Origin of the sequence: Glutamicibacter protophormiae (assembly GCF_016894325.1) — a bacterium.
Lineage (GTDB): Bacteria > Actinomycetota > Actinomycetes > Actinomycetales > Micrococcaceae > Glutamicibacter > Glutamicibacter protophormiae.
Genome location: NZ_CP069806.1, coordinates 3,228,916 through 3,251,346, shown reverse-complemented (window position 1 = coordinate 3,251,346; position 22,431 = coordinate 3,228,916). Strand labels below are relative to the sequence as shown.

Below are 22,431 nucleotides of genomic sequence, written 5' to 3'. Positions count from 1 at the left end.
TCCATCTCCGCCGGGTCGCCGTTGACCCGGCGGAAGCTCTTTGAAGGTATCGCATACTTTATGACGCACACCCCGGATCCGCTGGATTCACCTGCCCAGACCGCCGCTGCGCCGCGCATGTCCAACTCCGCCCGGGGAATATGGATCGCGCTGGCGTCCTCGGCGGCCTTCGGCATTTCCGGCACCTTCGCCCGAGGGCTCTTCGAGGCCGGTTGGTCCCCGGTCGCCGCGGTGACCGCGCGGATGGCGGGCGCGGCCCTGGTGCTGGCAATCCCGGCCATGCTCGCCATGCGCGGGCGCTGGACGCTGCTGCGCACCAACTGGGTATCGATCCTGCTGTTCGGCCTTTTCGGGGTCGGCGCCTGCCAGCTGTGCTACTTCCTGGCGGTGCAGCGGTTGGATGTCGGTGTGGCGCTGCTGCTGGAGTACCTGGCGCCGGTGCTGATCGTGCTGGTGCTGTGGGTGCGGCACAAGAAACGCCCGTCGGTGGCCACGATCGCCGGCACGCTGCTGGCCCTCGGCGGCCTCGTTGCGGTGCTGGACTTGACCGGTGCCTCGGACATCGACCCGATCGGCGTCCTGTGGGGGCTGGGAGCCGCCATCGGCCTGACCGTGTACTTCTTCATCAGCGCCCGCGTGGACGGTGCGCTGCCGCCGATCATGCTCTCCGCCGGCGGCATGGCGATCGGCGCCCTGTCGATGGTGGCGGTGGCCGCCTTCGGCATCCTGCCCATGGAATTCTCCACCGGCTCCGGCTCCTTCGCAGGTTATGAAACCCCGTGGTGGCTCGCGCTCATCGGGCTGATCCTGATCTCCACGGTCTTCTCCTACACCACCGGCGTGATGGCCGCACGGGCCCTGGGCTCGAAGGTCGCCAGCTTCATCTCGCTGACCGAGGTGCTCTTCGCGGTGCTGTGGGCCTGGCTGCTGCTCTCCGAGCTTCCCGGCCCGGTGCAGCTGCTCGGCGGTTTGCTGATTGTCGGCGGAGTGGTGCTGGTCCGCATCGACGAACTGCGCAGCACCCGCCTGTAAGCCAGAGCCTCAGCGCGGGTCACCCTCTACTGCCAGCCCTTCGAGCTTCGCAGCTTCCTCCGAAATCCGCGCGGCCAATTCGAAGTCCCGCGCCGCGATCCCGTGGACGCTGCGCAGCGAGATTCCCACGTGGACCGACTCGTAGCGCCAGTCAACGGTCGGATGGTGGTTGAGCTGTTCGGCGGCCAGCCCGATCACCGCGATGAATTCAAGCGCAGTGGCCGTCGTATCGAACCGATAACTGGCGCTCAGCAAGCGCTCGCCCAATTCCCAATCCTGCAACTCGTCCATCAGCTGCCACACCTGCACGCGCGGCAACGGCCCGGTTTCCGTCATGGTTCCCCTCCGGAAAACAATGCCGCTGCTCACCACGAGCGGCGGCGCCCCCTTTTCGTGGCCATCGTTGCATGGGGCGGCGACGTCTGCCAACGGGTGTCAGAGATTGCACAGGACGACGCGAACCCGCGGGGCGGCGGTCCTGGGGAATGGACTCGGCCTGCCATGGTTCAGGCTCCCGCACGGCATCCCAAGCAGGTTGAGTACAAATGAGTGACGAATATTCTCTCATGAGATCGGCGACGGGCAAATTCCGGTGTCGTTCCGTGGCCGATAACTTCGCCCGTTCACCGATTCATGGCTACCGCTCGGCGCATGGCCGTCAATTATCCGTGACTTTGGCCGATTGGGTTGTATCAGTCACGGGATGATTCTTGGCGGTGTTCCAACGCCACAACATGCTTAAGTGAAAGGGTCGACGTTGTCCACAACACGTACTAATAAGGATCCAGGGCAGGTATCCCTGGCCAAGACCCTGGGCAACTGGGATGCCCTGGCCCTTGGCTTCGGCGCCATGATCGGGTTCGGCTGGGTCGTCCTCACCGGCGGCTGGCTGTCGAGTGCCGGAACCATGGGAACTATCGTCGCGGTTCTGGTCGGCGGCGGCATCATGGCCGTGGTCGGCCTGACCTACGCCGAGTTGACCGCTTCCATGCCCAAGGCCGGCGGCGAGCACAACTTCATTCTGCGCGCACTCGGCCCGCGTCCTTCGTTCATCGGATCCTGGGCGATCACCGGCGGCTATGTCACGATCGTGGCCTTCGAAGCCGTGGCCTTCCCGCGTACCGTTGAGTACATCTTCCCCGGCATGAGCAAGATCCCGCTGTGGACCATCGCCGGCTTCGAGGTCCACCTGACCTGGGCGCTGGTCGGCGTCCTGGCCGGCATCCTGATCACCTGGATCAACATCCGCGGCGTGAAGCAGGCCGGCGTGGTGCAGACCTTCACCGTGATCTTCCTGCTGGCCATCGGCCTGCTCATGATCTTCGGTTCGGTCACCGGCGGCGAGGCTTCGAACATGGAGCCGTGGTTCACCCCGGGCATGAAGGGCTTCTTCACGGTGCTGATGGCCGTGCCGTTCCTGTTCATCGGCTTCGACGTGATCCCGCAGTCCGCCGAAGAGGTCAAGATCCCTTCGCGCCAGATCGGCAAGCTCGTGGTCATCGCCGTCATCATGGCGACCCTGTGGTACGTCATGGTGGTGCTGACCACCGCCTCGGCCATGCCGGCCTCGGAGCTGGCGAATGCCAACATCGCCACTGCCGACGCCTTCGGCGCGCTGTTCAACTCCGACCTGATGGCCAAGATCCTGATTGCCGGCGGCATCGCGGGCATCCTGACCTCCTGGAACTCCCTGCTGCTGGGCGCGTCCCGCCTGGTGTTCTCGCTGGCCCGTTCCGGCATGCTTCCGGAGTGGTTCGCCCGCCTGCACCCGAAGTACAAGACCCCGCACAACGCGCTGCTGTTCATCGGCGGCATCTCGCTGATCGCTCCGTTCTTCGGCGAACGCATGCTGGGCTGGCTCGTGGACTCGGGCGCCCCGAGCATCATCATCGCCTACTTCCTGGTTTCCGTGACCTTCCTGCTGCTGCGCCGCCGCGAGCCGCAGATGGACCGCCCGCTGCGCATCGGCGGCGAAGGACGCTTCGGCGAAGTCATCGGCTGGGCCTCGGTCGTGCTGACCTTCGGCCTGTTCAGCCTCTACATGCCTGGCATGCCAGCGCAGCTGACCTGGCAGCCGTGGCTGATCTTCGCGATCTGGTGGGCCATGGGCGCGCTGTTCTTCTTCAAGGTGCCCCGCGGCATCCCCGCCGGCGTCGACGCCGAGGACAAGGTGCTTGAAGTCGTCAGGGCACGACGCAAGAAGTAGCCTCATGCGGTAGCAACGCAGGCAGGGTGCGTCCGTTCGCGGACGCACCCTGACCGCATTTAAGCGGCAGGTCTCCAGCGTGGGGTTTCCGGTGTGCTAGCGCTTGACCCCGTAGCACAGGCGCATGACCCCGCCGCTGAACTCGTGCGCGGAGCGCAGCTCCAGATTCGTGCGGGCGATGCCGGGGGCAAAGTAGGGGGTCCCGCCGCCCACCACCACGGGGAACAGGTTGATCCGGTACTCGTCGATCAGCCCCAGCCGCGCGGCCTGCGCGGCCAGGTCTGCGCCGCCGACGGCGATCTCCCCGTCGCCGTCCTGCGCCCGCAGGGCCTCGATCTCTTCGGCCAGCGGTCGGGTGGCCAGCCGGGCGTTGCCCTGCACTGCGCTGAGCGTGCGGGAGAAGACGATTTTGGGCAGCGGGTTCCACAGCGCAATCCAGTCCAGGTCCAGCGCAGTGCTTTCCGGGTTGTCCGCGGCGGTCTCCCAATAGAGCATGATGTCGTAGAGCTTGCGCCCCATGAGATGGACGCTCAGGTCTTTGGCCTCGTCGATGGACGCCTGGTAGATGTCGTCGCCCGGCACGCTCCAGTCGATTCCCCCATCCGGGCCGGTGATGAATCCGTCCATCGTCATGGACATGGAATAGATGACCTTGCGCATTGCCGCCGCCTCTCGGAAGTTGTTTCCACGGTACGCATCAATCGGCCTGCTGGAAAGGGCTGGCGGCGCACTGCCGGCCGGGTTCCCTCTGCGCTGGAAGCCAACCTGCGTGCGCTGCAGGCCAATCCATACATCGCGAATCCGTAGCATACTGGGTTCGATATGTGTGACACGGCCTACACCTGGAGTCGACGTCGACCCTGGCCTGCACCGGAGAAAAGGGAACCCATGGAGAACAAGACCGTTATTGTCGTCGGTGCAGGATCGGCGGGATCGGTGGTCGCGCGCCGGCTGGTCGACGCCGGAGCCAGCGTCACCCTGTTCGAGGCCGGCAACGAGGACACCAACCCGGCCATCCACGACCTCTCGCGCATGGGGGAGCTGTGGCACAGCCCGGACGATTGGGACTACTACACGACGCCCATGCAGGGCACCGCGAACAAGCCGATGCACCTGCCCCGCGGCAAGGTCATGGGCGGCTCCCATGCGCTGAACGCCACCATCTGGGTGCGCTGCGCGCCGCAGGACTTCGACCACTGGGCCAGCGTCAGCAGCCCGGACTGGGCTTGGGAGAACGTCCTGCCGGTCTACAAGGACATCGAGAACTTCTCCGGCGGGGCCAGCGCGCTGCGCGGCGGCGCGGGCCTGCTTCCAGTGGTCGACCAGTACCCGCTGGATGAGATCCACCGCTCGATCATCGACGCCGCGGTGCAGTCCGGCGTCGAGCACAACCCGGATTACAACGGCGAATCCCTGGAAGGCGTCTCCCAGGAGCAGGTGAACATCGTTGACGGCGAACGTATCAACACCTGGAAGGCCTACCTGAAGCCGGTGCGCGAGTCGCTGGACATCGTCACCGGCGCCGAGGTGCACTCGCTGCTGATCGAGGATGGCGCGGTGGCGGGTGTGCGCTACCGCAGCGGCGGGCAGATGCACGAGCTGCGCGCGGACGAGGTGGTGCTCAGCGCCGGGGCGCTGGGATCCCCGCAGATCCTGCTGCGTTCGGGCATCGGCCCCTCCACCGAGCTGGAAGCCGCCGGCGTCGCTCCGCTGCTGGACGCCCCGCAGGTCGGCAAGAACCTGCACGACCACCTGCTGGCCCCGGTGATCGGGCAGACCACCGCCAAGGACATCCCGGCGCCGCGCCCCGGCGTCTCGGTGTCGCAGACCCACCTGTTCGCCAAGTCCCGGAAGGACTTGGCGGTGCCCGACACCCAGCCGATCTTCTTCTCCGTGCCGATGTACTCCCCGGGCATGGAGCCGGTGGACGGCACGGCATTCACCCTGCACTCGGGCATCGTGGCCCCGCACAGCCGCGGAGAGCTGACGCTGTCCGGGCCGTCGCTGGACGACCCGGTGCGCATCGACCTCAACGCGCTGGACGACCGCCGGGACATGGACGCATTCCTGTTCTCCATCAAGCAGTGCCGCGGCATCATGGCGCAGCCGGCGTTGGCCCGCGACTGGGGAGCCGTCGAGGTCTACCCGGGCGCCGCGGTGCAGGACGACGCGGCGCTGGAAGACTACATCCGCAACAACGTGGTGACCTACCACCACCAGGTGGGCACCTGCCGCATGGGCGTCGACGCGCAGGCCGTGGTGGATCCGCGGCTGAAGCTCAACGGGCTGGAGGGCCTGCGGGTCATCGACGCGTCCATCATGCCGCGCATCACCACCGGCAACACCAACGCCCCGGCGGTGCTGATCGGCGAGCTCGGAGCGAAGTTCCTGCTGGAGGACCTGGCCGCGGGCCGGTAGCCGCGGGCTTCCGGGCTGGAATGCGCCAGGGGCCTCGCGCCGTCATCCCGTGACGGTGCGAGGCCCCTGGCGCAGGTCCGGAAGCGGCGGGGTCAGCTGTCGATGCTCTCCTTGGCCTTCCGGGCCGGGAGGCCGGCGGCGTTGACAGTGCTGCGGTACGCGGCGGCTGCGCGGCGCTCGTGGGCGACCTTGCCGGCGTGGGCCAGCCGCAGCGCCTCGTGCTTCGGATCGCGGCGGACCACCAGGTAGCCGATGCCCAGCCCGATGAACCAGAGCGGGGTGGCGATCAGCGCGGCCAGGGTGTCGGCCTGGGTGGTCAGCGCCCACAGGATAAAAACGAAGAACGCCAGCACGACGAACGGCATGAACCGTCCGCCGGGCATCTTGAAGGCGCTGGCGTCATGCAGCTGCGGGCGGCGGGCCCGGAAAGCCAGGTAGCTGAGCAGGATGATGGACCACACGAACATGAAGCACAGCGCGGAAATGGTGGTCACCAGCGTGAATACTGACATGACCGAATCGCCGCTGTAGAGCAGCGCGACGCCGGCCAGCAGGAACATGCAGGAGAACATCAGTGCGTTGCGCGGCACCTTGCGGGAGGAGAGCTGCTCGAACCGCTTCGGGGCGTCGCCTTCCAGCGCCAGGCCGCGCAGCATGCGCGAGGTCGAATAGATGCCCGAGTTGGCGCTGGAGGTGGCGGAGGTGAGCACCACGAAGTTGATGACGCCCGCGGCACCGGCCAGGCCTGCCAGCGTGAACATGCCGACGAACGGGGACTGCTCGGCGGAGAACAGCGTCCATGGCTCGACCATCATCAGGACGAGCAGGGCGCCGACGTAGAAGAACAGGATGCGCAGCGGGATCGAGTTGATCGCCTTGGGCAGGGTCTTCTCCGGATCCTTGGTTTCGGCCGCCGTGGTGCCGACCAGTTCGATGCCCACGAAGGCGAACACGGCGATCTGGAAGCCCGCCACGAAGCCCATGGCGCCGTGGGGGAACATGCCGCCATGCGCCCAGAGGTTGGAGAAGGATGAGCTGATGCCGTTGTGCTGGAAACCGGTGATGACCATGGCCAGGCCCACCACGATCAGCGCGCCGATGGCGACGATCTTGATCAGGGCGAACCAGAATTCGGTTTCGCCGAAGGCCTTCACCGTGGTCAGGTTCAGTACCAGCAGCAGGGCGATGCACGCCAGGCTCGGGATCCACAAGGGCATCTCGCCCCACCAGAAGGCGACGTAGTGGGCGATGGCCACGACATCGGCGATGCCGGTGACCACCCAGCAAAACCAGTAGGTCCAGCCGGTGAAGAAGGCGGCCCAGGGGCCCAGCAGGTCGCCGGCGAAATCGGCGAAGGTCTTGTAGTTGAGGTTGCTCAGCAGCAGCTCGCCCATGGCGCGCATGACGAAGAAGAGCATGAAGCCGATGATCATGTACACGAAGATGACCGAGGGGCCGGCGACGGCGATGGTTTTGCCGGATCCCATGAACAGGCCGGTGCCAATGGCGCCGCCGATGGCGATGAGCTGGATATGGCGATTGGAGAGTCCGCGTTCGAGCTTGGGGGCAGAGCTGGGTGAGCTCATTCTTGCGCCTTCCGCGAGTGGGGGATCCCGCACCCGAAGCGATCCGGGACAAGCCGGTAGGCCTGCCCGCGGACAACGCTTTCTTCGAACACGCTCAACGTGGTGTTCTCCTGTTTTCGGCCGCATCAGGCTCAAGCGCTCAAAGCAAGTGCCTGCCGCGACCACGGGGGAGCATCATGGGCGTGCTCGCGAGTGCGGCACTGTTCTGATGTTCCTCCCCAATCTGTTTGCGTACCTGAGAGTTTTCACTTCACGCCGAATACTGGGTGAAGCCTGCTCCTTCGGTGAGCACGGCCTTCGCCGCGCTGCTTTCCAGAGGTGCCTGTTCGTGGCGGTACGGGGGCCTGAGAGTTTCCCGGGGAGGAATTGCTCCTACGGCGCCCGCCCTTGGTTCAGGACGGGACTCTCCCGCCACGTATCAATGGCTGTTTGGTGACTGCCATCACAGTATGCCCTGAAAACGTGAAGCGGCGCAAATCGAATCCGTCGGAAAGCGGGCGAGCGGCACTTGTCGGGTCGAGGGTGAACCCATTGCGACAAGACCTTTTCATGTTCTGATCATGGGCTAAAGCTTGAAGTGCCGCGACGCCCGATCCGGGCCGGCGAACCGTCCAGTCCGGCGCCGCCGCGCTCGGTCATTAGTTCCGCTGCGAAATCATTTCGAGGTGAAATGATATTCTCGTCTGGTGACTGATCAGAAACTGCCCCGCTTCCAGTGGAATTCCCTGAGCTATCTGGCAACCCGTGTCGGGCGTGTGGGAACCATGGCCCTGGGTGCGCTGATGGAGGCCGAAGGGCTGACGCGCCACCACTTCACGATCATCAGCGCGCTGCAGGAGTCCGGGGCGATGTATCAGAACGACCTGGCCGACCGGGCCAACATCAACCGAGGCCACATGGTTGCCTACCTCGACCAGCTCGAAGCGCACGGCACGCTGCAGCGCACCGTGGACCCGGTGGACCGCCGCCGAAGACTCATCGAACTAACCTCCGACGGGCGGCGCTTTGCGGCCCGAGCTGTCGAGGCGGCCCGCGAAGGCGAGGAGGAGATCTACGGGGCGCTGGATCCGGCGCAGCGCGAGCAGCTGCGCGGACTGCTGCAACTGGTCGTTGCAGGCCAAGGGGAAACCCGCGCATGATCGCCCATGCGAAACAGGTCTGGAAACACAGTGTTGCCGTGGCTCCGCCCATGCCGGCGCTGCGGCCCGCGGCCCGGGCAACCTTCTGCCTGGCGGTGCCGCTGCTCGTCCTCGCCGTTATGGGGCGGATGGACTGGGCGATGTACGCCGGGTTCGGCGCTTTCTGCGCGGTCTTCGGCCGATACGACAATTATGCGGTGCGTTTCTGGCAGCAGCTGAGTTGCGGCGCGGTGCAGGTGGCCTCGATGCTGCTGGGCACGCTGGTTTCCTTCCTCCAGGCCCCATTCATCGTTGATGTGCTCGTTCTGGCAGTGATCGCCGTCGGCTCCAACCTGGTGTCCCGCGGGGTGCATTGGCTTCCGCCCGGGCCGATCTTCGCGGTGTTCGCCGGCGGCGCCTGCCTCTCGGTGCCGGCGACCGCCGAAAGCTTCATCGGGGTGCTGCTGGTCGGCGCAGGGACCGTGCTGTTCAGCCTGCTGGTCATGCTCGGGCTGGCGGCCCGCCGGGGCCGGCTCGCCTCCGCGCTGAAGGCGGACTTCACCTGGGCGCCGACCCCAAAGTCGGTCCATGAATCCCTGCGCATGGGTGCCGCCGTGCTGCTGGCCGGAATCATGGCCTATCTCCTTGGGGGAGACCACTGGTACTGGGCGAGCCTGGGCGCGATCGCCGGGGTGATGGGGGCGACCATGCACAGCCGGGTTGCCCGGGCCCTGCAGCGCTGCGTGGGAACCTGCATCGGCGTGCTGCTGACCTGGGCAGTGTTCGTCCTCGAACCCAATCTCTGGGTGCTGCTGGCCGTGGCACTGGCCGGCCAGTTCTGCATCGAGGTGGTCATCCTGCGCAACTACGCGGTGGGCATGGTCTTCATGACCATGGTTGCGCTGCTCATGGTGCACCTGGCCAGCCCCGAGGACCCCATGGTGCTGCTGGTCGACCGGGTCACCATGACGGTGCTCGGGGCGGCGGTCGGAGCCGTGCTGAGCGTGGTGATCGGCCTCGTGGTCGGCGTGCGCCGGGGCTCCCGCCGCGCTGCCTAGTCGAAGAAGATACGGCCGCCGGGCGGGAATCCAGTTCATGGATTCCCGCCCGGCGGCCGTTTGCCTTGTTATTGCTTGCTACTTCTTGCCGAAGCTTCGAAGCCGCAGCGAGTTCAGCACCACCAGCACCGAGCTGGCGGCCATGGCGCCGCCGGCGATCATCGGGTTCAGCAGGCCCAGCGCCGCAATCGGGATGCCCGCGGTGTTGTAGGCGAAGGCCCAGAACAGGTTCATCTTGATCGTGGACAGGGTCTTCTCCGACAGCGCGATGGCCTGGGCGACCTGGTGCAGGTCGTTGCCCATCAGCGTGATGTCCGCGGCCTCGATGGCCACGTCGGTGCCCGAGCCCATGGCGATGCCCAGATCCGCCTGCGCCAGCGCCGGGGCGTCGTTCACGCCGTCGCCCACCATGGCCACGACCTTGCCTTCGGCCTGCAACGCGGAGATCGCCTTGGCCTTGTCCGCCGGGAAAACCCCGGCGAAGACGTCCTCGGGCTTGATGCCCACCTGCGCGGCGACCTTCGCGGCGACCGACTGGTTGTCGCCGGTCAGCAGCACCACGCGCAGTCCGCGCTGCTGCAGCTCGGAAATGGCCCGGGCGCTGGTTTCCTTGACCTTGTCGGCCACGGAGATCACTGCCTGGAACTCACGGTCCACGGAGACCAGGATGGCGGTGGCGCCGGCCGCCTCGGCCTCGTCCAGCATGTCCAGCGCGGCCTTCTCCAGCACGGTGCCCTGGTCCTGCAGCCAGCTGTAGCGGCCCACGACCACGGTCCGGCCGTCGATGACGCCCTTCACGCCGCCGCCGGGATCGGAGTCGAAGTTCGAGACCCGGGCCAGCGGGCCGAGCTCGGTGGCCGCCGCGGCGATGGCCTGGGCGATCGGGTGCTCGGAGTGGCGCTCCACCGCGCCGGCCAGGGCCAGCGCCTCATCCGGGTGCACGCCGTCAATGGCCCTGGTGCCGAGGTGGGTCATCACGCCGGTGGTGACGGTGCCGGTCTTGTCCAGCACGATGGTGTCCAGCTTGCGGGTGTCTTCCAGGACCTGCGGCCCGCGGATCAGGATGCCCAGCTGGGCGCCGCGGCCGGTGCCGACCAGCAGGCCGATCGGGGTGGCCAGGCCCAGCGCGCACGGGCAGGCGATGACCAGCACGGCCACCGAGGCGGTGAAGGCCGCGTAGGTGTCGCCGGTGGCCAGCCACCAGGCCAGGAAGGTGAGTACCGCGATGCCCAGCACGATCGGCACGAAGACCGAGGAGATGCGGTCCGCCAGCCGGGCGATGGGAGCCTTGCCGGACTGCGCCTCGGAGACCAGCCGGCCCATCTGGGCCAGGGTGGTGTCCGCTCCCACGCGGGTGGCGCGGACGACCAGCCGTCCGGAGGTGTTCAGGGTCGCGCCGGTGACCTCGTCGCCGACGGCCGCCTTCTGCGGCACGGATTCCCCGGTGAGCAGCGAGGTGTCGACGGCGCTGGCGCCGTCGACGACCACGCCGTCGGTGGCGATCTTCTCGCCGGGGCGGACCACGAACTGGTCGCCCACCTGGACCTGCTCGGCGGGGATCTTCACCTCGGCGCCGCCGCGCAGCACCACGGCTTCCTTGGCGCCCAGGTTCAGCAGGGATTTGAGCGCATCGCTGGCCGAGGACTTGGCCCGGTGCTCCAGGTAGCGCCCCAGCAGCAGCAGCGTGGCGACCACGCCAGCGGTCTCGAAGTACAGCGCGTGCTCGCTCATCGACATGCCCACGTGGGCCGTCATCATCGGGTCGAGGATCAGCTGGACGGCGGAGAACAGGTAGGCGGCCAGCACGCCCAGGGACACCAAGGTGTCCATGGTGGAGGCCAGGTGCCGCGCGTTGACGGCGGCGGCCTTGTGGAACGGCCAGGCCCCGTAGAACACCACGGGGGTGGCCAGCGCGAACGCTGCCCAGCCCCAGTGCGGGAATTGCGCGCCGGGGATCATGGAGATGACAAACAGCGGGATCGTGAAGATCGCGGAAACGACCAGCCGGCGCAGCAGATGGTTGGGGACCAGGTGCTCATGCCCGCCGCCGGATGCGGCCTCGTGGGCTGCATGCTCGTCGCCGTGCCCGGGGGAGCGGGGCGCGGGGTGCAGCGGGGCCTTGAGGTTTGCCGAGTAGCCCGCGGCCTTGACCGTGTCGATCAGCTGGTCGTCGGTGACGCCGGCCGGGACGCGGACCGTGGCGCTTTCCAGGGGGAGGTTGACCGCGGCGCTCACGCCGGGGAGTTTGCCGAGCTTGCGTTCTACGCGGTTCACGCAGGAGGCGCACGTCATGCCCTGGATCTCAAGGTCGACGGTGCGCAGGTCGAGGGGCTCGGTGGGATCGGTTTCGGAAGTCATGGGGATTGCCCTGCACTTTCCTGCCCGGGGGCGGGCAGTTAGGCGTTGATCGCCTCGACGGTGTATCCGGCTTCGTCGATGGCGTTCTTGATGGTTTCTTCGTTCAGCGCCGCGGAGGAGCTGACCGTAGCGGTGGAGATGCCCGAGGCGTTCAGGATGACCTCGACGTCGTTCACGCCGTCGATCTCCTTGAGTTCCTCGGTTACCGAGGCCACGCAGTGGCCGCAGGTCATGCCGGAAATCTGGATTTCGGTGCGGGAGACGGACGGCGCGGCATCGGGGCGGGGCACGATCTGCAGCAGGTTGTTGCCGTTCTCGGCATTGTTCGAGGAGCATCCGCAGTTGCAGTTGTGGCTCATGATCTTGCTCTCTTTCGGGTATCCGGGGAACGCGCCCCGGGAGTGGGAAATTCTGTTGAACTAGCGCACCAGCCGGGCAATGGCCGCAGAGGCTTCTGCGACCTTGCCGTTGACGTGGCTTTCATCCCCGGTCTGCAGGGAGGTCTTGGCCGCGTCCACCACGCAGTGGCCGATATGGTCTTCGACCAATTGCACACTGACCTTGTGCAATGCCGCGTTGATCGCGGAAACCTGGGTGAGGATGTCGATGCAGTACTTGTCCTCGTCGATCATCTTTGCCACGCCGCGCACCTGTCCCTCGATGCGCTTCATGCGCCGGGCCAGGGCGGCTTTGTCCGCGTGGTAACCGTGATGCTGTGCGTCCGCAGCAGGTGCTGGTGTCGTGTCCATAAGTCGATAATACCCCCGAGGGGTATAAAGTCAAATACCCTCTGGGGGTATGGTTGGTCACGTAATTCCCAGCTTGGTCGCGATAGGATTTCAACCGTGAGCCACAACGAACTTCACGTGCGTCCTATTTCCAGCACCGAGCATTCCTCTTTCCTTGCGACCGCCCGCGACGTCAGCTTCCTGCAACGTCCCGAATGGGCCCGGGTCAAGGGCGGCTGGCGCGGCGAATCGCTGGGCTGGTTCGACAACGACGTGCTGGTCGGCGCCGCCCTGGTGTTGCACCGCAGCGCCCCGGTGATCAAGAAGACCCTGGCGTATGTTCCGGACGGGCCGGTGATCGACTTCGCGGCCTACCGGGCTGACGCCGTGCTGAAACCGCTGGCCTCGTACCTGAAGGATCGCGGCTCCTTCCAGCTGAAAATGGGACCCGGCCTGGCCGTGCGCACCTGGGGCGCCGCCGCGGTGCGCAAGAACCTGGGCAAGGAGGGCTTCGCGCAGCTCTCAGACCTCGAGGTGCAGTCGCAGTCCGACAGCGCGCTGGCGCTGAACGACGCGCTGGCCTCCCTGGGCTTCACCAAGGAAGACGTCGGCCTGGACTTCGCCGCCGGCCAGCCGGAGTACGTGGCCCGCGTGGCACTGCAGGATGCCGAAGGCAACCAGCTGGACACCGAGCAGGTCATGGCGTCCTATTCCTCCACGACCCGCAACGAAACCCGCAAGGCGCTGAAAAGCACGCTGGAGGTCGAGGTGGGCGAGTGCAAGGACATGGCGCGCTTCCATGCCCTGTACAACCACACCGCAGACCGCCAGGAGTTCACCGGCCGCCCGCTGAGCTACTTCGAGAAGATGCACACCGTGCTCAACGAAGCCGTGCCCGGATCCTGCACCCTGTACATCGCCAGCAACGAGGGAGTCGATCTGGCCGCGTCCATCGTGATCCGCTCCTCCAACCTGGCCTGGTACCTCTACGGCGCCTCGTCCTCCGAACAGCGCAAGCTGTTCGCGCCGAAGGCCATCATGCACCGCATGATCAGCGACTCCACCGAGGCGGGATGCCGTTACCTGGACCAGGGCGGCGTGAGCGCGACCCTGGACAAGGACCACCACCTTTCGGGCCTGACCAAGTTCAAGACCAACACCGGCTGCGACATCGTGCAGACCAACGGCGAATGGGACCTTGCGTTGAACAAGCCGTTGGCGTGGGCCTTTGAAAAATACATGAACTGGCGCAAGAAGTAGGGACCAGCAATACCCATGGCAATCGAAGCAACCCAGCGATTCGTCCCGGTCATCCTGGGCGGAGACATCGGCACCTACACGCTCGCGCGAGAATTCTACGAGGCCTACCAGGTCCGTTCCGTGGTGCTGCCGGCCGCCGGCAACGGAGTCATCGAGCATTCGGTGGCCATCGACCTGCGGCCCATCGGCTCCATGGCCGACGAGGAGCGCGTCGTCGAGGCGCTGCTGGCGCTCGCCGACGAGCTGAAGACCGCCGGGGACCGCCCGCTGATGCTCTTCGGCTCGCTCGATTTCCACATCATGCTCATCGCCAAGCACCGGGCGCGGCTCGAAGAGCACTTCGTGATCCCTTACCCGGAGCTCGACATCATCGAGGCCGCGGCGCTGAAGGAGAACTTCTACGCGCTCGCCGACCGGCTGGGCATCGCCCACCCGCGCACCGCGGTCTACCGCCCAGGCGCGGACCTCGAAGCGTTGGCCGGCGGCCTGACCTTCCCGCTGATCGGCAAGCCGTCCAGTTCCGCAGACTGGATCGCCGCGAAATTCGAGGGAAAGCAGAAGATCCACACGCTGGAAACCTTCGCCCAGCTGCGCGAGCTCACCGCCAAGATCGATGCCAGCGGCTACGACTCGGGCTACATCCTGCAGGAATACGTTCCCGGCGGCGATGACGCGATGCGCCTGTGCACCTACTTCGCCACGAACGAATCCAAGGTCATCTTCGCCGGCTACGGCGAGGTGGTCATCGAGGAGCACGCGCCGCTGGTGCTGGGCAACTCGGCGGCCATCGTCACCGGCCGCAACGACCAAATGGCCGCGGACGGGGCCCGCATGCTCGAAGAGCTGGGCTGGCGCGGCATCGCCATGATCGACGCAAAGTACGACCACCGCGACGGGCAGATCAAGTTCTTCGAGATCAATCCGCGCCTGGGCCGCAACCACTTCTACCTGACCGCGGCGGGTGTTAACCCCGCCCGCTTCTACGTCACCGAGTTCCTGGGTGCCGAATTCGATACGGACAGCGTGGAGACGACCGCAGTGGTCCAGACCGCCGCCGGGGTCCTGCAGCTGAGCCGCGAGCAGCTTTTCACCGTGCTGCCGCACCACCTGCTGCGCCGCTTCCTGGACAGCGGCACCGGGCGCAAGGCCGCCGTGCTGCTGAAGGCCGGCAAGGTCTCCAACCCGCTGAAGTTCGCTCCGGAAAAGCACCCGCGCCGCCGGATCTACCTGGTGCTGAACGCGGTCAACCACTATGTGAAGTACAAGAAGTTCCCTCCGCGCAGCATCTAGGGCGCGGGGCTGCCGGGGCGGTCGCCCGCGCCGGTTGAATCCCCGGGTTTCGCCCAGCCCTCGGCAGCCTGCATCCACGGGCTGAGATCGACCCGTGCCCCGTCGAGGATATCCAGGGAAGCCGGGACTTGCTGGTGCATCGGTGTCAAGACGACGGGTTCCAGGCCGGGCAGCGCGGCCACTTCCAGCGCGGTGGTCTCGTCGGGGTCCTGGCTGGTGGACATGGCCTTCCAGTCCAGGGTAGAGATGGCGTATTCCCCGGCGGGAACCACGACCCTTTCGGCGCTCATATGGGTTGCGGGTCGGGTGTCCGCGTCGTCCTGGGGTTCGCCGTCGGCATTCAGGAAAGTGATCTGCGGGTAGCCCTGCAGGGAGCAGGCCCGCCCGGAGACATTGCGCGCGTAGAGAGACAGGTAGCGTGAACCCACCGCCGCGTCCGGTTCGCTCAACGAGAGCTGGATGCCGTCCCGGGTGCAGGCCGGGGCCTTCTCATCCGACGGCCAGGCGGTGACGCCGTCGGGCAGCACCGGCGGCTTGGCAATGAGGTACTCGGGCAGCTCGCCGCCGATCCAGCCTTCGAGGATCGTTGCGAAACCCGCGGTGGACAGGGAATATGCGGTGGGCTCCGACAGGGGTTCGTGCTCGTCGAGCCATCGCTTGATTTCAGCGGTCTGCTCCGAGCCGTCCGGGGAGCCCGAATGCACGGACAGCGACCCCGAGCCGAAAATGGCGGTGTCAACGTTCGGCTGCGCCTTGGCCGCGACGGCAATGCTCAGCTGCTCCAGCTTGAAATCACCGTTGGGGGTATAGCGAATCGTCCCGTCGGGGAGCTCCAGCGTTGGCGTATAGCCCCGGTCATGGGCGAACCGCGCCAATTCCAGCAGCGCTTCGGTGTTCGGGGCGGCGGCCCCGGCGTTGTCCACACGCGACGCTCCGTGCTGCCAGAGGCTGAAAGCCTGGAGCGCCTCGGTCCTCGGATAGTCTCCCAGCAACAGCTGCAGCGGGTAGAGGTCCAGACCGGGAACCTGTGATGCCTGCGGTGCACCGGCGACAATGCCGACCGCATGCTCCAGCTCGACGCCGTCCACCACCACGGCCCTGGTGCGTGCAGAGACCTCGTCTGCGATATCTGCCGCTTGCTGCGGGCTGAGCGTATCGAGCAGGCGGATTTCCCATACGACCAGTACCGGAGCCGAACCGGTGGAAACCCCAGAAGCCGTGTCGTAGTCCGCCTCGGCGGCCACGACGTTCTCCAGCTCCCCGATCTCGCCCAACGCAGTGCATACCGGTTCCGGGGCATCGCAGCGATCCCATGGACTCCACAGCAGTACTGCCGCCACGATGCCGAGGAGTGCAAGCACGGCGATCAGCAATCTGCGTTTCATAAGGCTCAAGCTACCAAAAGCCGATCCCAGCTCGCGGCCGCCGTGCCGCAAGCGAGTAAAGTCGGGGGTGGATGAAAAGACGCACAACAAAGGAGAGTCCCATGAGTTTGAAAGAGCGCCTGCACGAGGACAGCATCACCCACCTGAAGGCGGGCAACGAGATGGAAAAGACCACGCTGCGCAATATCATCAGCACCATCGGGACCCGAGAGAAGTCCGGGAAGAATCCCACCGAACTGACCGACCAGGACGTGGAGAACCTGCTGCGCAAGGAGGTCGCCAACCGCGAGGAAACCGCCGCACTCGCCGCCAAGGACGGGCGCACCGATCTGGCCGAGCGGGAGCTGGCCGAAGCCGCGTTCATCTCCACCTACCTGCCGAAGATGCTCGACGAGGCCGAAGCCAAGGGCATCGTGGACCGGATCATGGAGGAGCTCGCGGCAGACCACGAGCTGAGCATGAAAGACATGGGCAACGCCATGAAGCTGGTGGGTGCGCAGATCGCCGGCCGTTTTGACGGCAAGGCCGTTTCGCAGATGGTGCGCGCGAAACTCGGCTAGCCACCGGGGTTGCCGGAAGGGCGGCGCGCGGGACGGGTCAAGGTCCGAGGGGCCGGAACTGCCCGGCCAGATAGTCTGTGCGTACTATGTCTGATTTTTCCCCGCTCCGCCCGGCACTGCCCAAGGGCTTCGGCGTCCTGCTGGTCCTTGCGATCATCCTCGCGTCGATCAATTTGCGTCCCGCCGTCACCTCGCTCGGGGCGCTGCTGGATCCGGCCATCGAGGACCTGCAGATGAACGGGTTCATCGCGGGGATGATCACCGGCGTCCCTCCATTGTGCTTTGCGCTGCTGGGCCCGCTCGCTCCGCGTTTGGCGGGCAAGCGCGGGCCGGAACTGGTAGTCATTGCGGCCATGGGCGCCATCCTCGCCGGAATCCTGCTTCGTTCGGCCGCGCCGGAAACCTGGACATTTCTGCTGTGCACGGCCCTGGCCCTGGCCGGCATCGCGGTGGGCAACATCCTGATGCCGGTGCTGGTCAAACGGTGGTTCCCGCACAAGATCGGCATCGTCACCGGGGCCTATACCACCGCGGTCGCCTTGGGCGCCTCAGCCGTCGCGGGGATCGCCGTACCGGTCAATGACATGCTCGGCGGCACCTGGCGCATCGGATTGGCCGTCTGGGCGCTGCCTGCGCTGCTGGCCCTGGCCGTCTGGATTGTGGTCTATTTCGGGCTGCGCCCCCAGATCGCGCAGCATCAAATCGAGTTCAGCCAGAACCACGCGCAGGCCGCACCGCTGGGCCCCATGTACAAGAACCCGATGGCCTGGTGGATTGCCCTGTTCTTCGCCGGGCAGTCGGCCGTGGCCTACATCTTCATGGGTTGGGCTCCCAAGATCTTCACCGACTTGGGGATGGACCCAGCCGAAGCCGGCGCGCTGCTGGCGATCCTGCTGGGTGTGGGCGTCCCGTTGTCCTTCGTGATGCCGGCGCTGGCCGCGCGGTTCACCCACCAGGGACCGCTGGTGGTCATCAACGGCGTGGCCGGGCTGATTGCGGTGGCCGGCATGCTCACCTTTCCGCTGGAAGGCGCCTACCTCTGGGTGCTCCTGCTGGGTATCTGCGGATCGAATTTTCCGCTGGCCCTGACCATGATCGGGCTGAAAGCGCATAGCGCCGCCGGCGTTGCCAAGCTTTCGTCCTTCGGCCAGTCGGTCGGCTACCTGATCGCATTCCCGGGCCCGTTCGCCGTGGGGGCGCTGTATGAGGTCACCGGGTCGTGGACCTCGCCCATCTGGCTCATCGCGGCGTTGATCGTGTTCCAGACCTACACCGGCATCATGGCCGGGCGTCCGCGCTACATCGAAGACCAGCAACGTACCCAGGTGCGCTAGCTACCCGGCAATCGCTTCCGGGGACTGCTCAGCCCCGTCGACATGTCTGCCCAGGCCCAGATCGGCCCGTCGCCCGGCGGCTTGCCCGGCGAGTACGGCTCCCATGCTGCCCCTGCTCGCACGGTTTCTGGAAGCGCGCAGGTACGGGTACTTGTCGCTGACAAACTCGTCGACCTGGTGTTTGCGGTCCACCAGAACCAGATCCGTTCCCGTTCCGGCCTGGGAGCTTTCCTCCTCGTAGAGCCCCTGGATCCTCATGGCGACCTGCACGTAGAAGCTGCGTTGGAATTCCCGCCGCTCGATCTGCTTTTCCGAATCGGTCCACAGCGCTGACTGGACCTTCCCCTCGGCATCCCACCAATGGGTCATGGCAAGAGTCGCCTGGATGACTAGTGAAGAAAAAAGCGTCTTGACGGTGGCCACGTCGGATTCGTGCCCGATGATGTAGAGCCTGCATGAATTAGAGAAGTTGGTCTGGAGGATCGTGACGGTGCGGAACGCTCGACCAACATGCGACAGGCCGTCGCGCTGGCCCAGCCGGTACACGCCGTGCATCTCGAAGTGCTCCTCGACGATGGCTTCCTGCTTCTTGCCTTGGTGCGCGGATTGCGCATCAAGTTCAGCCCTGCCGATGCCGTAGCGCACCATCAATCGCTCGGCATGCTCCTGGAAGGCTTGGGCCTCGTGCGGATAGCTGGTGTTCTCCGCCTTGTTCAACAGGAGCGTGATGCGCTCCTTCAGGCGCAGGAGCTTGTGTTCTGAATTCTTCATGATGCTTTCCTTGGCGGTGGCGAGCCGGCTTCGGGCGAAGCCTGCGGGGCGTGTTCAGGCCCAGTGTGGCACGACCGAGGAAAGTCGGCTGACGGGGATGTGGATAACTAATTTGTACCAGTTGAAACGGACATCAATCAGCCCCGGCATTCAGCCCTAGCCGGTTTGCGGAACCGCGCGTAGAGTGAAGGCACCCAACCGGTCCTGTGGTTTTGGTTCAGGGACCCCAATTGAATTCCGAGAGGTTGTCATGGGAGATTTTCGGACATACACCATGGAAGAACGCGCCACCTACCTCGCTCCATCCTGTGAACGTTGTGGACAGCACCGCCATGTGGTCTGGGAAAAGGTCGAAGGTACCGACGGCTACAAACCGCGCGATGCCGGTTGCTCGAACGAAGCCTGCACCGCATAACGAATGACTGCCATGGCAAGAGCTTGGAGAAGTGCTTATATGGCTTTTCCGGCTCTTGCCATTGGCGTGGAAACGGCCTAGATCCGCAGACCCAGTGTGGAAGAGATGCGGCTGGACGCGTCGGCGAGCACCGAGGCGATATGCTGCTCGTCCAGATCGCTCGGGGGATAAATGACCGCGATGGCCGCCGGCTTGCCCTGCGGCAACAGCAGCGGCACCGCGATCGAGGTCAGCCCCGGGATCACTTCATCGTGGCTGAACTCGTAGTCCTTGGCCGGGTACTGCTCGGGATGCAGCTGGGACCGGATGACGCGTCCCGGAGCTCCATTGTCGATGGGATGGCGGGTGCCCGGGCGCTGGGCGACGGTGGCATCGGCCAGTCGTGGTTCGGCGGTGCTCAGCGTGACCGCGGCTTCGCCGTCGAAAACTACCAGCAGGGCGGTCATCTGCAGCTGGTCCGACACCGTGGCCAGGTGCGGGGCGGCCGCGGACTGCAGGGACTTGGCGACGTTGCGGGCCAACGCGCCGAGCCGTGCGCCAAGCTCCAGATCGCCGGAGGGCATGCGTTCGACGAACCCGTACTGCTCGAAGGTCTTCACCAGCCGGTAGGCCATCGAGCGGTGGATGCCCAGTGCCGAGGCGAGTTCCGGAACGCTGAGCGGCCGCGTGGATTCGCCGATCAGGGTCAGTGCTTCCAAACCGCGGCCCAGCGTCTGGGATCCGCCTTCAACGCTGCCCTTGGAGATTTTGGTCATTGAACAATCTTTTCATCGCGGGCGTGGAACACCGCGTTTTCACGTGTCGGAAGTGACGCAGGTCGACAATGCTTGTGACCTACGTCTTGAAGACAGCGTACTTGAAAGCTATTCTTGTATCTATAGTTACAACCGTGTCGCAAATATAGAGACAAAGATGTTTGTGCGACACCTCAAGGGAGCCAAATAATGCAGATTCACCACAGGGGCTACGTCTCCGGAGATCCACGCGTCAAGCCTGCCGAAGGCTATGGCATTGACCGTTCCACCGAAATCCCTGATGAGATGGATGTGCTGATTGTCGGCACCGGTCCGGCCGCCGCAGTGGTCACCGCACAGCTTTCCCGTTTCCCGAGCATCAACGCCCGCGCCATCGAGTTGCGTCCGGGCCGCCTTGACGTCGGCCAGGCCGACGGCATCCAGGCCCGTTCGGTGGAGACCTTCCAGGCCTTCGGTTTCGCCAACGAGGTTGTCGAAGAGGCCTACCGCAACGTCGAGATGTGCTTCTGGACCCCGGATCCGGAGAACCCCGCCAACATCAAGCGCCACTCCCGCGCCGCCGATGACTCCACCGGCATGAGCGAGTTCCCGCACATCTACGTGAACCAGTCGCGCATCCTGGACTACTTCCTGCGCGACGCCGAGCGCGCCCCGGGCAAGATCGTCCCGGATTACGGCGTCGAATTCCTCGACTGCGAAATCGACCCGGACGCCGAATACCCGGTGTCCGCCCGCATCAAGTACTGCGCCGGCGAGCGTTCCGGCGAGGAGCGCACCGTCAAGGCCAAGTACCTGGTCGGCGGCGACGGCGCCCGCAGCTCGGTGCGCCGCTCCCTGGGCCACAAGCTGCACGGCGATGCCTCCATGCACGCCTGGGGCGTCATGGACGTCATGGTCAACACCGACTTCCCGGACATCCAGGTCAAATGCTCCATCCAGTCCCACGACGCCGGCAACATCCTGCTCATTCCTCGCGAGGGCGGCTACCTGGTGCGCTTCTACGTGGATCTGGGCGAGCTGACCGCAGAGGACGCCGGCGCCATCCGCAAGACCCCGGTGGAAGAGATCGTCGCGACTGCGAACCGCATCATCCACCCGTACACCATGGACGTGAAGAACGTCGCCTGGTTCTCCGTGTATGAAGTAGCGCACCGCATCACCGACGGCTTCGACGATGTGTCCGAGGCCGAACGCGGCTTCCGCAGCCCGCATGCCTTCATCATGGGCGACGCCTGCCACACCCACTCGGCCAAGGCCGGCCAGGGCATGAACGTGTCCATCCAGGACGGTTTCAACCTCGGTTGGAAGCTGGCAGCGGTGCTCGAAGGCCGTGCCCCGGAATCGCTGCTGGACTCCTACGCCGAAGAGCGCAAGGTCATCGCGCAGAACCTGATCGACTTCGACAAGGAATGGTCCACCCTGATGGCCAAGTCCGTGGACGACTGGGAAGACCCGGACGAGCTGGAGAAGTACTACACCAAGACCATGGAGTTCCCTGCCGGCTTCATGACCCAGTACACGCAGTCCGCCATCACTACCGGCCTGGAGCACCAGGAACTGGCCCCGGGTTTCCCGGTGGGCAAGCGCTTCAAGTCCGCTGAGGTCATCCGCCGCTCGGACAACCGCTGGCGCCACCTGGGCCACCTGCACGAGGCCGACGGCCGTTGGCGCGTCTACGCCTTCGCCGATGCGGCCGCCCCGGCGCTGGAAGGAACCGCCATGGCGGACTTCGCCGCCTGGTGGAGCCAGGACGAGGCCTCGCCGCGCAACCTGTACACCCCGGCCGGCGGCGACGAGGACGCGGTCTTCGACCTCAAGGCCATCTACCAGCAGGACTACACCGAGGTGGAGCTGCACGACGTGCCCAAGGCCTTCCAGCCGCTCAAGGTTCCGTTCGACCTGCATGACATCAACCAGGTTTTCGCGGCCGGCCACGGCCGCGACATCTTCCGCGACCGCGGGATCAGCACCGAGGGCGCCATCGTGGTGGTCCGTCCGGACCAGTACGTGGCAGGCATCTTCCCGCTGTCCGCCCGCGAGGAAATCGCGGACTTCTTCGCCGGGAACATGGTTCCGGTCAAGAACAGCATCAAGGCCTAGCCCGACCGCGTGAACGCGGCACGGCGGCGGCCGGCGGTCCTCCGGGGCCGCCGGCCG

19 protein-coding genes and 2 riboswitches are annotated in these 22,431 nt (G+C 65.8%); of the genes, 10 read left to right on the top strand and 9 right to left on the bottom strand.

The genetic code is table 11. The features are described from left to right. Positions 1-60 precede the first annotated feature (60 nt). On the top strand, positions 61-1,032 hold the full coding sequence (locus JQN66_RS15235; RefSeq protein ID WP_204675779.1) for an EamA family transporter: 972 nt from the start codon (positions 61-63) through the stop codon (positions 1,030-1,032). A 9-nt stretch (positions 1,033-1,041) separates the two neighbouring features. Here JQN66_RS15235 and JQN66_RS15230 read toward each other — a convergent pair whose 3' ends face one another. After that, positions 1,042-1,368 (bottom strand): 4a-hydroxytetrahydrobiopterin dehydratase, encoded by a 327-nt coding sequence (locus JQN66_RS15230; RefSeq protein WP_188947087.1) that lies wholly within the window; start codon positions 1,366-1,368, stop codon positions 1,042-1,044. Positions 1,369-1,789: 421 nt separating this feature from the next. Here JQN66_RS15230 and JQN66_RS15225 point away from each other — a divergent pair, with 421 nt between their 5' ends. Next, positions 1,790-3,238, top strand: a complete 1,449-nt coding sequence (locus JQN66_RS15225) for an APC family permease (RefSeq protein ID WP_204675778.1) — start codon at positions 1,790-1,792, stop codon at positions 3,236-3,238. Between the two features lie 96 nt (positions 3,239-3,334). Here JQN66_RS15225 and JQN66_RS15220 read toward each other — a convergent pair whose 3' ends face one another. Next, a complete protein-coding gene (locus JQN66_RS15220; protein WP_188947090.1) occupies positions 3,335-3,898 on the bottom strand; it encodes a dihydrofolate reductase family protein in 564 nt (187 codons plus the stop codon). A gap of 228 nt (positions 3,899-4,126) precedes the next feature. Here JQN66_RS15220 and JQN66_RS15215 point away from each other — a divergent pair, with 228 nt between their 5' ends. Beyond that, on the top strand, positions 4,127-5,656 hold the full coding sequence (locus tag JQN66_RS15215; RefSeq protein ID WP_204675777.1) for a GMC family oxidoreductase: 1,530 nt from the start codon (positions 4,127-4,129) through the stop codon (positions 5,654-5,656). Positions 5,657-5,748: 92 nt separating this feature from the next. On the opposite strand, the gene cycA is transcribed toward JQN66_RS15215, so the two are convergent. Beyond that, on the bottom strand, positions 5,749-7,242 hold the full coding sequence (gene cycA / locus JQN66_RS15210) for a D-serine/D-alanine/glycine transporter (protein WP_204675776.1): 1,494 nt from the start codon (positions 7,240-7,242) through the stop codon (positions 5,749-5,751). A gap of 213 nt (positions 7,243-7,455) precedes the next feature. Beyond that, positions 7,456-7,564: riboswitch (glycine riboswitch) on the bottom strand. After that, positions 7,565-7,663, bottom strand: a riboswitch (glycine riboswitch). Positions 7,664-7,928: 265 nt separating this feature from the next. On the opposite strand from cycA, the gene JQN66_RS15205 reads away from it, so the two are divergent. After that, positions 7,929-8,381 (top strand): MarR family winged helix-turn-helix transcriptional regulator, encoded by a 453-nt coding sequence (locus tag JQN66_RS15205; RefSeq protein ID WP_204675775.1) that lies wholly within the window; start codon positions 7,929-7,931, stop codon positions 8,379-8,381. Beyond that, positions 8,378-9,418, top strand: a complete 1,041-nt coding sequence (locus JQN66_RS15200; protein WP_204675774.1) for an FUSC family protein — start codon at positions 8,378-8,380, stop codon at positions 9,416-9,418. The genes JQN66_RS15205 and JQN66_RS15200 overlap by 4 nt, the downstream gene beginning before the upstream one ends. A 78-nt stretch (positions 9,419-9,496) precedes the next feature. On the opposite strand, the gene JQN66_RS15195 is transcribed toward JQN66_RS15200, so the two are convergent. From JQN66_RS15195 to JQN66_RS15185, 3 genes are read right to left on the bottom strand one after another with little or no spacing between them, the layout of a single operon-like run. Then, positions 9,497-11,776, bottom strand: a complete 2,280-nt coding sequence (locus tag JQN66_RS15195; RefSeq protein ID WP_204675773.1) for a heavy metal translocating P-type ATPase — start codon at positions 11,774-11,776, stop codon at positions 9,497-9,499. Between the two features lie 38 nt (positions 11,777-11,814). After that, the gene (locus JQN66_RS15190; RefSeq protein WP_188947105.1) at positions 11,815-12,135 is read right to left on the bottom strand and encodes a heavy-metal-associated domain-containing protein; all 321 of its coding nucleotides are present in this window, start codon (positions 12,133-12,135) and stop codon (positions 11,815-11,817) included. Between the two features lie 60 nt (positions 12,136-12,195). Beyond that, a complete protein-coding gene (locus JQN66_RS15185; RefSeq protein ID WP_188947106.1) occupies positions 12,196-12,525 on the bottom strand; it encodes a metal-sensitive transcriptional regulator in 330 nt (109 codons plus the stop codon). Between the two features lie 96 nt (positions 12,526-12,621). Here JQN66_RS15185 and JQN66_RS15180 point away from each other — a divergent pair, with 96 nt between their 5' ends. Together JQN66_RS15180 and JQN66_RS15175 are read left to right on the top strand one after the other, a co-directional pair. Then, on the top strand, positions 12,622-13,764 hold the full coding sequence (locus JQN66_RS15180; protein WP_204675772.1) for a lipid II:glycine glycyltransferase FemX: 1,143 nt from the start codon (positions 12,622-12,624) through the stop codon (positions 13,762-13,764). A 15-nt stretch (positions 13,765-13,779) separates the two neighbouring features. Beyond that, positions 13,780-15,054, top strand: coding sequence for a carboxylate--amine ligase (locus JQN66_RS15175; protein WP_204675771.1), 1,275 nt, complete (start codon positions 13,780-13,782; stop codon positions 15,052-15,054). Here JQN66_RS15175 and JQN66_RS15170 read toward each other — a convergent pair. Then, positions 15,051-16,439: a DUF4232 domain-containing protein gene (locus tag JQN66_RS15170; protein WP_204675770.1), complete on the bottom strand. Its 1,389-nt coding sequence runs from the start codon at positions 16,437-16,439 to the stop codon at positions 15,051-15,053. The two genes, JQN66_RS15175 and JQN66_RS15170, sit on opposite strands and share 4 nt — an antisense overlap. Before the next feature lie 101 nt (positions 16,440-16,540). Here JQN66_RS15170 and JQN66_RS15165 point away from each other — a divergent pair, with 101 nt between their 5' ends. Next, entirely contained in the window at positions 16,541-16,999 is a 459-nt protein-coding gene (locus tag JQN66_RS15165; RefSeq protein ID WP_188947118.1) for a GatB/YqeY domain-containing protein, read from the top strand. Between the two features lie 86 nt (positions 17,000-17,085). Next, positions 17,086-18,333 carry a CynX/NimT family MFS transporter gene (locus tag JQN66_RS15160; RefSeq protein ID WP_204675769.1) on the top strand — a complete coding sequence of 416 codons (1,248 nt, stop codon included), beginning with the start codon at positions 17,086-17,088 and terminating at the stop codon, positions 18,331-18,333. Here JQN66_RS15160 and JQN66_RS15155 read toward each other — a convergent pair whose 3' ends face one another. Continuing rightward, on the bottom strand, positions 18,334-19,104 hold the full coding sequence (locus tag JQN66_RS15155; protein WP_204675768.1) for a DUF2786 domain-containing protein: 771 nt from the start codon (positions 19,102-19,104) through the stop codon (positions 18,334-18,336). Positions 19,105-19,596: 492 nt separating this feature from the next. Beyond that, positions 19,597-20,274, bottom strand: a complete 678-nt coding sequence (locus JQN66_RS15150) for an IclR family transcriptional regulator (protein ID WP_188947125.1) — start codon at positions 20,272-20,274, stop codon at positions 19,597-19,599. 189 nt (positions 20,275-20,463) lie between these two features. On the opposite strand from JQN66_RS15150, the gene JQN66_RS15145 reads away from it, so the two are divergent. Further along, positions 20,464-22,374, top strand: a complete 1,911-nt coding sequence (locus JQN66_RS15145; RefSeq protein ID WP_204675767.1) for an FAD-dependent monooxygenase — start codon at positions 20,464-20,466, stop codon at positions 22,372-22,374. Positions 22,375-22,431: the final 57 nt, after the last annotated feature.